The organism is uncultured Gimesia sp. (genome assembly GCF_937910335.1).
Classification (GTDB): Bacteria; Planctomycetota; Planctomycetia; order Planctomycetales; family Planctomycetaceae; genus Gimesia.
The window spans coordinates 1-10,901 of sequence record NZ_CALEMX010000300.1 but is presented as its reverse complement, the minus strand read 5'-3'; the positions used below and the strand labels follow the sequence as shown (position 1 = coordinate 10,901).

9 protein-coding genes are annotated in these 10,901 nt (G+C 44.5%); 3 read left to right on the top strand and 6 right to left on the bottom strand.

What is annotated here, in order from left to right:
• From Q0668_RS12180 to Q0668_RS12165, 4 genes are all read right to left on the bottom strand, one after another.
• On the bottom strand, window positions 1-169 hold a 169-nt coding region (locus Q0668_RS12180; RefSeq protein ID WP_298864871.1), incomplete at its 3' end, for an FAD-dependent oxidoreductase.
• A gap of 55 nt (window positions 170-224) precedes the next feature.
• The gene (gene hemE, locus Q0668_RS12175) at window positions 225-1,271 is read right to left on the bottom strand and encodes a uroporphyrinogen decarboxylase (protein WP_298864867.1); all 1,047 of its coding nucleotides are present in this window, start codon (window positions 1,269-1,271) and stop codon (window positions 225-227) included.
• Window positions 1,272-1,406: 135 nt separating this feature from the next.
• Window positions 1,407-2,237 carry a uroporphyrinogen-III synthase gene (locus Q0668_RS12170; protein ID WP_298864864.1) on the bottom strand — a complete coding sequence of 277 codons (831 nt, stop codon included), beginning with the start codon at window positions 2,235-2,237 and terminating at the stop codon, window positions 1,407-1,409.
• A gap of 150 nt (window positions 2,238-2,387) precedes the next feature.
• Entirely contained in the window at window positions 2,388-3,356 is a 969-nt protein-coding gene (locus Q0668_RS12165) for a hypothetical protein (RefSeq protein ID WP_298864861.1), read from the bottom strand.
• A 496-nt stretch (window positions 3,357-3,852) separates the two neighbouring features.
• Here Q0668_RS12165 and glgB point away from each other — a divergent pair, with 496 nt between their 5' ends.
• The 3 genes from glgB to Q0668_RS12150 all read left to right on the top strand — a co-directional run bounded on the left by glgB (window position 3,853) and on the right by Q0668_RS12150 (window position 8,519).
• Window positions 3,853-5,778, top strand: a complete 1,926-nt coding sequence (gene glgB / locus Q0668_RS12160; RefSeq protein ID WP_366918894.1) for a 1,4-alpha-glucan branching protein GlgB — start codon at window positions 3,853-3,855, stop codon at window positions 5,776-5,778.
• 592 nt (window positions 5,779-6,370) lie between these two features.
• Window positions 6,371-7,666, top strand: coding sequence for a DUF1444 family protein (locus tag Q0668_RS12155; RefSeq protein ID WP_298864855.1), 1,296 nt, complete (start codon window positions 6,371-6,373; stop codon window positions 7,664-7,666).
• 31 nt (window positions 7,667-7,697) lie between these two features.
• Entirely contained in the window at window positions 7,698-8,519 is an 822-nt protein-coding gene (locus Q0668_RS12150; RefSeq protein WP_298864852.1) for an MBL fold metallo-hydrolase, read from the top strand.
• A gap of 2 nt (window positions 8,520-8,521) precedes the next feature.
• On the opposite strand, the gene Q0668_RS12145 is transcribed toward Q0668_RS12150, so the two are convergent.
• Both Q0668_RS12145 and Q0668_RS12140 read right to left on the bottom strand, forming a co-directional pair.
• The gene (locus tag Q0668_RS12145) at window positions 8,522-9,877 is read right to left on the bottom strand and encodes a LysM peptidoglycan-binding domain-containing protein (RefSeq protein ID WP_298864849.1); all 1,356 of its coding nucleotides are present in this window, start codon (window positions 9,875-9,877) and stop codon (window positions 8,522-8,524) included.
• 235 nt (window positions 9,878-10,112) lie between these two features.
• Window positions 10,113-10,901 (bottom strand): hypothetical protein (locus Q0668_RS12140; protein ID WP_298864846.1); only part of this gene is annotated, 789 nt, incomplete at its 5' end.

Genomic DNA, 10,901 nt, shown 5'->3' with positions numbered 1-10,901 from the left:
TGCCGATCCAACCCCCGGCTTCTGACCTCGATTCGAATACGGTGATTTCTATCGATTGTTTTTTTTCTTCTGCCAGTTCGAGCAGTCGATGTGCAACAGAGAGGCCGGTAATGCCTCCGCCAACGACAACAATGCGTTTTGTTTTTTCTGAATTTGAAGATTGATTCATACTATTGATCGATCAATGTCACAACAACGAAAAAATACACCAGAGTGAATTCAATTTATCGAGTTCCCAGCTCATGTACGATTTCCACGAGGGCTTTTACATTGTCGGGGTTCATATCCGGCATCACGCCATGCCCGAGATTAAATATATGTCCGTTACGACCACCGACCGCATCGAGTACTGACTTTGCCTTTTCTTTAAGAACAGGCAGATCTGCATAAAGGGCAATGGGATCGAGGTTTCCCTGAACGGCGACATCAGGACCTAATATTTCCCAAGCCTCTTTGAGACTGATACGCCAATCGACGCCAAACACAGTTCCGCCCGCTTGTCTCTGCAAAGGCAACAACGCAGGATTGCCCGTGAGAAAGTTGATCACTGGCGCATCATCCTGAACTCCAACAACCAGCTTTGCAGTGTAGGGTAGCACATATTTCTGATAGTCTTCAGGCGAAAGACAACCCGCCCAACTATCGAATATCTGAACGGCCTGACAACCAGCTTCTATCTGGCGCCTTAAATAGACAACCAGATTATCCACAAAACGATTCATTAAAGCGTGCCATGCTCCCGGGTCGTTATACATCATCTGTTTCGTGCGACGGTAGTTTTTCGAACTTCCTCCCTCAATAGCATAACTGGCTAACGTAAAAGGACAGCCAGCAAAACCAAGCAGGGGAATGTCCGCAGGTAAATCAGCCCGAATTAATTTGACTGCTTGAAACACAAAGTCCAGACAATCCATATCAGCAATGTCTGTCAACCGATCAACTTGAGAGGCATCTAGAATCGGATTATGAATAACAGGGCCTTCGCCTTTCAAATACTCCAGATCAAGGCCCATCGGTTCCAGAATCGGCAGCAGATCGGCAAATAGGATCGCGGCATCAACTCCTAGAACCCGCTGAGCCGTCAACGTGACTTCCGCAGCGAGAGCGGGGGTTTTACAAAGCTCGATAAAAGTCGTTTTACTGCGAACGGCCATATATTCAGGCAGATATCGCCCCGCCTGTCGCATAATCCAAATGGGAGTGGTATCTACGGGTTCGCGGCGGACCGCTTTCATAAAACGACTATTCTGATAGGGGGCTGAATCAGCCACTTGGGAATCCATTTTCAATACTTTCAAATATAATATTCGTAATTCAAACACATGATAAGATTTTAGCAGGAATCCATGACGACTGAAATTCAGGAGCATCCAGAATCCCGAAAGAATGGAATGATGAAAGTACGTTTAACGTTTTTGCGCTAAAATGGCAGGAGCAGCGAGGATCGCATCTTTCACCAGCGGGCCCATTTTAGGTGGGCTCGATTCAAAATCGACTGAAATCTCTGCCTGCAAGAGTGCTTCGGTGCAGGCCGGACCAACGGAGGCGATCATCGTTTTTGCAGCCGCACTGAGCCATTCCTCTTTAAGCCGTTCTTCTTCCGCTATCTGCAGGACATGCGCTATCTGCTGGGCGCTGGTAAACATCAACACGTCGAATTCATTGTGAATGGTCCTATGAATGGCTTTCCTTAAACCACTTAAATCTTCTGGTAATGCCCAGCGGTAGACTGCAATCGGAAGAACTTGCGCCCCACGTAATTTTAATTCATCATAAAATTCTTGCACTGGTTTTCCATATTCCTGCACAACAACCCGTTTGCCTGAGACCGAGAATTGTTGTTGATCCCAGATAGATATGATTTCATGCCAGGTATTTGGTTCTGGGGCAGTAAAATGGATGGGAACTTCCCATTTTCGCAGGACGACAGTAGGCTTGGGACCGCGCACCGTAATGTTCGTTTTCCGGAGTGCTTCCAGAAACTGTTCCTGCGGATAATACAGTTTCGCTGCATCCAGTAAGGCCGTCGCACCGACGCCCGTCAAAAACACGACCAGATCGATTTCTTCACGGAACAACATTTCACAGAACGTCTTTACCTGCTCATTATTTTCCAACGGAATTTCATCCATAGAATGTACGAGTGTCGGGATTGCTTGGTTTCGTTCAATCAAAGCCTGCATCGCCTCACTCTTACGACTTTCAAAACTGCAGACGCGTAATCTAGAAGTATTCATATTGGAAGTATCAACCGTACCAGGAGACCATTTGTTTGAAGCGTAATTATAGGGCGTAGCAGGAGGGGAGAGAATGCTTGATCGCTACAATTTTTGAGAACGATATTTTCGTGTTTTTTCACTGAAGACAGGAAATGATCGTCCGCTCTCTTATTGATTTGAATTTCTGCGAAACTCAGATAGCCACTTTTGGAAATCGGCATCGACTTCAGACAGATGATCCACATTCAACAACTGCTGTAATGTTCGCACGCCGGTTTGGTCGGATTTCTGGTTTGTCCGCAACTTGCGATAAAAGGGGGAGAGGAGCTTTTTCTGCTGAAGATACAGACAGAAATAGCGTGCATAAGCATAAGTGAGTGCTTCTTGTTTTTTACTGATTCTAGTCTGTTGAACCAGCGAATTTAATTCGGGAAGAAGCTCGCGATCCAAAGCAGTTAACAGCAATTGTGCGCGCCAATTAGAAGTGCCCAGCAACTGATCTCCCTCTTCTGAGAACTCACACTGCTCATGCAAGGATGCCAACCCTTCATCAAACCATTCTGGCATCTCTGGAAAATCGATCTGCGCTAAGGCATGCGTCAGTTCGTGCCCCAATGTACCGCTGCCAGTCGCCAGATTCAGCACAATCCGCATCTCGTCAGATTGAAAATAACCGTAATATGATCCGGTTTTTCTCTGATCAAGCTCATAAGCAACCCGCTGGTAGCGTTCCCTATTGGAGAGAGTAATAATGGTAATAGGCTGATCTGGTTGTGTATCAAAGTAAGAAATACTCAAAGCATGCTGGATAGGCAGGATTGTTTTTTGATGAAGGGCCTCTAATGTTTCAGTTTCGTAATCCCCCATCAAGATATAGGGTGCCTTGACCAACACATTGATGTGAAGAGAAATTCGCTCTTGTAATGCTTCTGCCTGAGATTCACATTTGAGTTGTAGACTGGTGCTGGGCTCAGTGGCTTTGATCAGAGTAGGGTTGTTGAACATTTCAGGAGCACTCAATTGGACCACGTTCGATGAAGCTTTACCCTCTTGTACCCTGGAAAAGGTCAGAAGATAAAAACCGGTCATCAGGACCAGAGGTCCGAGGATCAATAGTGTACTTCGATGAATGGACAAAACAGAACCTTTAAAGCGACTGATCATTCATGAGATAACTTATGCTTAGATCAGAACTTTTGAAGAAAAGAAAACGGTGTCCTGTAATTATAGTTTGCTGCAGCTCATGCCACTTGAGTAAAGCTTGCCGAAAATTCAATTTTCAACAATATCGCCAGTGACTTGAGTACATCATCCCGCTTAATTGCCTCCATTTGCGTACTCATAATAATTGTTATTACAGGAGCAGATTAACATCATTCGGCTCTGATAAGTAAAAACCGCGCAGGAATGCAGGAACTGTTCGCGAGTGAAAAACCACGTAAAGGAAGAGTAACAATATGGCCGAACTCTAGTTATAATAGGCTTTCTGATTATTATGATTCGAAAGCTCATCGGTTCATATCTACAGGATGGTGAAATAAATACTGAAATGAATCAGCTCTCTCGTTTTGAAGCTAGTCGCGACCAACCGACTTCCCCTTGCCGTGGGCAGGACCAAAATAATACGATTCGAATCAGTGAAACATTATTTTCATCCTCAGAACTTCATGCACTAAAGACAGGAATGCACTGTACTATGTATCAAACAATGGGGGCACACCTTGACGAAGTTAATGGAACCAAAGGGACACGGTTTGCTGTCTGGGCACCCAATGCGGCTGAAGTTTGTATTATCAGTGACAGTAATCATTGGAAGCACGGTGAACACTTTCTGAATTCCAGCGATGAAGGTGTCTGGTCTGGATTCATCCCCAACATTTCTGAAGGTGAAGCGTACAAATTCAGTCTGCGTGGTCAAAACGGCGAGTTTTTTGAAAAAAGTGATCCCTTCGCGTTCTACTCTGAACTCCGCCCCAAAACGGCTTCGATCGTTTATAATCTGGAAAATTTTCCCTGGCAGGATTCCGAGTGGTTAAGTCGTCGAGAAGAAACCAACTGGCATAACCAGCCCATTACGATTTACGAAGTCCACCTCGGTTCCTGGAAGAGCCCTAAAGATGGTCGTCAGTTTTTTTCCTATCGAGAACTCGCCAAACAACTGGTCGAGTATGTGCAACAATTGGGATATACTCACATTCAATTGATGCCCATTACCGAACACCCGTTCGATGGGTCATGGGGCTATCAGACCACTGGATATTTTTCGCCCACAAGTCGCTTTGGAACTCCCCATGACCTGATGTACTTTGTAGATTATTGTCATCAGGAAGGAATTGGCGTTCTGTTCGACTGGGTACCCGGCCATTTCCCGACCGATGGACACTCTCTCGGCCGTTTCGATGGAACCTGCCTCTATGAACATGAAGACCCCAGGAAAGGTTTTCACCCCGACTGGGGAACTTATATCTTTAACTACAGCCGTAATGAAATACGTGACTTTCTACTCTCGAGCGCACATTTCTGGGTTGATAAATATCACTTTGATGGTTTGCGAGTCGATGCCGTCGCCTCAATGCTCTACCTGGATTATTCACGCGAAGAAGGAGAGTGGATACCCAATTCAAGTGGGGGACGGGAAAACCTGGAAGCAATTCAATTTCTGAAAGATGCAAATATCAGCCTACATGGTGAGTATCCTGGAATTCTGACCATCGCGGAAGAATCAACATCCTGGGGTGGTGTCTCACATCCCGTCTACAATGGCGGCCTGGGGTTCAATATGAAATGGGATATGGGCTGGATGAATGATACGCTCCGCTATATGCATTTCGATCCCATCCACCGTTCTCACCACCAGGGCGAATTATCCTTCAGAATGATTTATGCCTTTACGGAAAATTTTGTCTTACCATTATCCCATGACGAAGTTGTTCACGGCAAACGCTCTTTGCTCTCACAGATGCCGGGAGATTTATGGCAACAATTTGCGAACTTGAGGCTGTTGTATGGATATCAATATACAATGCCCGGTAAGAAACTGCTTTTCATGGGTGGTGAACTGGCTCAATGGCATGAATGGAATCACGATAGCGAACTCGACTGGAATCTTCAGGGTCAAGAAAAACACGATGGGATTCATCGCTTGATCGGCGATCTGAATTACCTGTATCGAACAGAAAAATCCCTTTATGAAACAGACTTCTCTCCAGAAGGTTTTTCGTGGATTCAATGTGACGATTCAACCAATAGCGTCTTTGCGTTTCAAAGAAATACAGAAGATGGCGCTGATCACGTCATTGTGATAGGAAACTTCACTCCTGTCCCCAGAGACGGATATCGAATTGGAGTCCCCAAAGCTGGATTTTACAATGAGATCATCAATAGTGATGCCAAAATCTATGGTGGTTCCAATATCGGAAATGCCGGGGGAGTTTACAGTGAAAAAATCAACAGCCACGGGATGGATCACAGTATCACCTTAAATTTACCACCACTGGGTCTTTTGATAATGAAGCCTGTTTCCGGCAAGACAAAGCCTGATCAAAAGAAGAAGAAATAGAGCAGAGTCCTTATTCAAGACTTCGTTTTAAAATGAAGTGAATTTCTTTGGTTAAAACTGAGGCAGGCTAACCGACTGCCGAAGAATTTTCACCCGTTTTGGTCTTCACATCTCAAAAAAAGGACGCCGCTGAGTGTATAGGCGCTCGCCCAAACAGTCCCAACAAGGGAAGGTTCGGCTATACTCCCCAGCAGCGTATCCTTTGGTGAAGTTTTTGAAAGCGAAAGAGTACTGTTCATTGTTCTTAAACTTTGCTCTTAGCTGTTCTGTACTCTTAAGCAAACGTCGTACCAGCTTAAGTACGGTGGTAAACAGATATCCGTAACCATTTGATATTAAATCGCTTACGATATTATATAAATATCATCTCAGATCATGGTTTCCGGAAGCTTTCGAGGATTGCCACTGGGAAAGGCATTTCGCTGCTTAGAATAATAGCAGCTTGCTGGAAAATACCTGTCTAGTTATTCAGATAGAGTTCTTTTTCAAAATGTACTACTATAAAGTTTCCGTTCGAATAAGTGGGGAGCAGACATTTTCTGTAACCAGTTATTCCCGAATCTGAATCATTCCTTGTGATGATGGTGATTAATTGTCTGAACAGCATTTCAATCAATGGGTCAATTATACAGGACCCGCACATTGGTATTCGCTCTCCTATCCCGAGGATTGGGTCAAGGATGAAAACGAGGGGATTCTTCAGCTCAGTACTCCTGACGGAAATGCAACATTAACGATAAGCTGTCACTGGCAATCTCTACTCCCCCAGTCAAATTATGATTCAGACTTAAAAATTGATTTTGATCAATTTTTTGTCAAACACAGGAAAGTACAAAAGCGGGGCCCCCTGGCAATCGAACACGATTCGATCGGGTATTCCGGTGAAGCCATAATTCAAAAAAACTCGTCCTGGTGGAAAGAATTACTGACTCGAGTTCCCTTGCTTCAAAAGCGATGGCTCCATTGGAATCTCTGGTTGATCCGAGAACGAGCAATTCAGATGGTTGTCACATTTTTCTATGATCCAAAAGACCATCATAATTTTATTGAAACGGTTCAACAGATTCTGCACTCCGTTCAACTATCACAGAATCCCTCCAATCCCCCGGACTTATTTGCCAATGAAGTTTTGCGTCTGGCGCAAAAAAAGTTTCCACTGGCTTCCTCTCAATTGATACCGGGTTTTCGATTAAAATTTGCTGAGTCAGAAATCAATCTGACAAATTTCTACCGTGCTTACCTGACAACACCTGAACATTTTGAGAAGAATATTACGACAGCTCTAGCGACGATCCTGCAAATCAATGAGTGGGGGACTGCCCAGACGGAACCCGAGCTGATTGAAATACAAGACCGAATCATGCCCATTCTGATCTCAAGAGAATCATGGGAACAGAATTTCCCTAACTTTGTAGGTGAAAGCTGGGTCGCGGATCTGGCGATTCTGTATGTCGTCGATGAATCAAATGCCTATTGGTATATTCACGAAAAACTCCTTGATAAATGGGGCATAGACCTCAATCGATTACACCAGATTGCTTTGGAAAACCTAGACCGGTATTTTGAAGATCACCAAATCGAACTCATCTGCATGTCCAGAGAAGATGGTCCGAATATGATCATTCAAAGTAAGCCGGATGCCTATAATGCATCTCAGGTACTGAGTCAATCATTTTACAAGCAGGCGCGGAAGTTTCTGGGCAGTGAATTTCTTACCGGAGTTCCCAATCGTGACTTTTTGCTAGCGCTCAGCTTAAGCAAGGCAAACATCATTGACAAAATTCAACACAATATTGCCAGTGATTATTTAACGATGGACCATCCGCTCACTGATCAATTACTGGTTGTGACAGCGGATGGGGTCAGTGAATATTGTGGCGTAAGCTGAGTTGAGCCACTTGAAAAGCGATCACAGAGTAATGCAACAGGATTCAAATCTATTCTCACATAGGACTGGTGAATTTATTACATTGGGAACAGGAACCAGTGTGGGAATTCCTATTGTGGGCTGCGACTGCCAAGTCTGTACTTCATCTAACCCCAAAAACCAACGCGGGCGCACTTCGGTTTATGTAGGTGCTCCTGAAGGGGGATTTCTGATAGATACGCCGCCTGAACTCAGGTTGCAACTGCTAAGGGAAGGTATCCCCTGGGTCCATGCAGTCCTTTACACGCATAGCCATGCAGATCATATCTTTGGCTTGGATGACGTGCGGATTAGTGGATACCGATTAGAAAAATCGATCATGTTACATTGCGAAGAAATAGTAGAAGAACAAATTCGCTGTTCCTTTAATTATGCTTTTGAAACGCCTAAACATAACACACACCACATGGCTCGACCACAGCTTGAATTCCAGAGGATCAATACGGATGCCTTCAATCTGCTTGGCTTAAAAATCCAACCCATTCGTCTTATGCATGGAACGCTGCCGATTTTGGGATTCCGAATTAATGATATCGCATTTTGTACGGATGTCAGTCAGATCCCGGAAGAAAGTTGGGAGCACCTGGAAGGGTTGGATGTTCTCATCCTGGATGCCCTGCGGATCAAACCACACCCCACTCATTTCAATCTCGAACAGAGCCTGAAAGTTGTGGAGCGTCTCAAACCCAAGCGGACTTTTTTCACGCACATTTCTCATTCACTGGAACATGAAGAAATCAACGCCAGTCTACCCGACAATATTGAATTGGCCTATGATGGGCTTTCCGTTCCCCTCAATGGCCCGCCTGGTTGATCCTAAGGTAGCTGCAACACCATTCCCGGCCGAATATAATTCGCGTTTTTCAGTGTATCACGATTCTTCTGATAAATTTTGAACGCTGCAGAACGTTTCCCATAAAGACGAACTGCGATCGACTCAAGAGAATCACCAGATTTGATGGTGTAGGTCTTTGCCTGACCACGGTTCTTGGATTGCTTTGCTTCCCCCGGATTGCCATCAAACAGATCTTCGACAATCTGTTCCAGGTTTTCCGGCTGCTGTTGGGATAAAGACTGCCCGGAGATAGTATTCTTATTTTGCGAATATTCCTGAGGGGTTAGGGGAGAACGCGGAATCGGAATAAACTTCCGGTAGTTTTCCGGAAGGGGGTTTGTTTCTTTTTTTCCGTTCAGCAATTTTGAGGAATTCAGTGTTTTCTCAAGTTGTTGAATCGTTTTTTTATGGTCTTGACCATTCAGTGATTTTTGGTCCTTTGAATTTGACAGAGATTCAATCAAACCTTCGAATTGAACGGCTGAGGAACCTGATTTCAAAGTAGGCTGAGAAACCATTTGCCCCACAGTTCGTTTACCGGCATTGCCTGAGACTCCCACAGAAGACTGGCGATTCGCTGATTGCGGCACTGTTTCTGGAGATTGATATACGGGAATACGTAACTTCATACCCTCGCGAATATCATTAGGACTGCGAAGCTGGTCTCGATTCAGTTTAAATATTTCCTGATATTTCCTGCTTGTTCCCAGATAACGAATTGATATTTCTGACAACGTTTCTCCTGATCTGACGGTATGAATTCGAACCTGAGCTGAATTACTTTGTACCGGATTCGTATTTACAGGTGTACGTTTTACAGGATTAACTTCCCAGGCATTATTGTGTTCGGGCTTCACATTATCAGAGTTCGTTTGAATCTGATCCAGTTGTGACTCAGAATGATTTTGATTTGGTTCAAACGCAGAATCGTTCAGTTCCGAATTTTTAAATTGCTCGTTGGGCAGCTTAATGTCTTTGAGAAATTCAGGCATTTCTCCCCATCGGTCGGCTTTTGTACCATTCTTATTTTTATTGGATATTGGATTCTGATGAGAAATTGTTGGTGCAGAGATTTTAGAACCCGAGGACAAACTCTGATTGTCTGTAATTCCGATCAATTCCTGTTCACTCCCAAATTGAGTGCCCAGTTTATCATTCCCTTGTGTGCCTAAATAGGGTGTACGGTCTTTATCAGCAATTTGCTCATCCAGAACATTCGGATCATTCAGTTCGGGGATCTCGACAGTCGTATTTCGATCCTGCCGCAGACAGAATGCGCCCACGAACCCAAGTACTAATAACGCTAACGCCAGACCTACTTTTTTATCTTGATGCATTTGAACCTCGCCTCGAATGATACGCTGTGTAATTATGCGTATCGGGCGATCGTCTTCAAAAGAAAATTAGAATCTCTGAAGATGGACTGAGCGAGCGTAGATACCATCAACGGTATCACACTTGAGTCGATCATGCTGAAAATATGACGAACGGTCAGAACAGACTCGTCAATTGATCGGTTCGTATGAGTTATACTGCTTAGAGAACAAGCACGTATTGTAAAGCAGTCAGCGCCTAGCTCAATCCCTGTTTGCGACGAAGACGGGTAAAGAGATTCTTGTATCGTCCCAAAGCAGGTCCCTTCAAATGAGATGTCGCAGACTGTTGTTCTTCGAAATCAGAATGCGAATCCAGACGATATGAAGCAGCCGAAGGTTGATTGGCTTTTTCAGTAGTATCCGAGTAGCCCCCCATCAAAGAAGGTATCTCCAGTTCATTCGCCTCTTCGGATTCAGGCTGAACCAGGTCATAGACACACGGATCCGTTCTGTTTACATCTGTTTCGGAAGTTTCCGAATAATTGCTGATCTCGTGCAGAGCGTTTAGTAACCCTTTGCGTGTCTCTGCACACACTTCATAAACTTGAGCTGCCAATAACTCTTCTAAGGTATCTTCTCCCTCAGATATCTCTTCTGCCAGAGCCTGAAAAACATTCTGATCTGAATGGTCCGGCTGATCCTCTATCAATCTGATTGTTTCTGATTTTGAAACTTCTGGTAATTCCGTCTCAAGATCCGAATTTAAGAGCAGTGGAAAGACATCAATCTGTTCAGGATCCGAGATCTGTTGCTTTGAGAGCTGATTCTCTTCAGGAAGCGACCTGGCCAAACTATGAAATTGCGGTGGCTGTAATTTTGGAATACCACCTGATACTCCTGGGTTCCCCTGTGTTTCTTCCGGTAACTTTGCTGGATCAATCCCGGCATCAATGGCAGCATAGCGATCAACAATTTCAACAAATCCATCCACAGCAACCGAAAACTGTTTTTCGTACTCTATTGTTTCTGCAACGGGCGAAATATC

Coding starts and splice junctions, on each gene's coding strand:
- Q0668_RS12170 (WP_298864864.1), bottom strand. CDS start 2,237: ATGAATACTTCTAGATTACGCGTCTGCAGTTTTGAAAGTCGTAAGAGT.
- Q0668_RS12150 (WP_298864852.1), top strand. CDS start 7,698: ATGCAACAGGATTCAAATCTATTCTCACATAGGACTGGTGAATTTATT.
- Q0668_RS12145 (WP_298864849.1), bottom strand. CDS start 9,877: ATGCATCAAGATAAAAAAGTAGGTCTGGCGTTAGCGTTATTAGTACTT.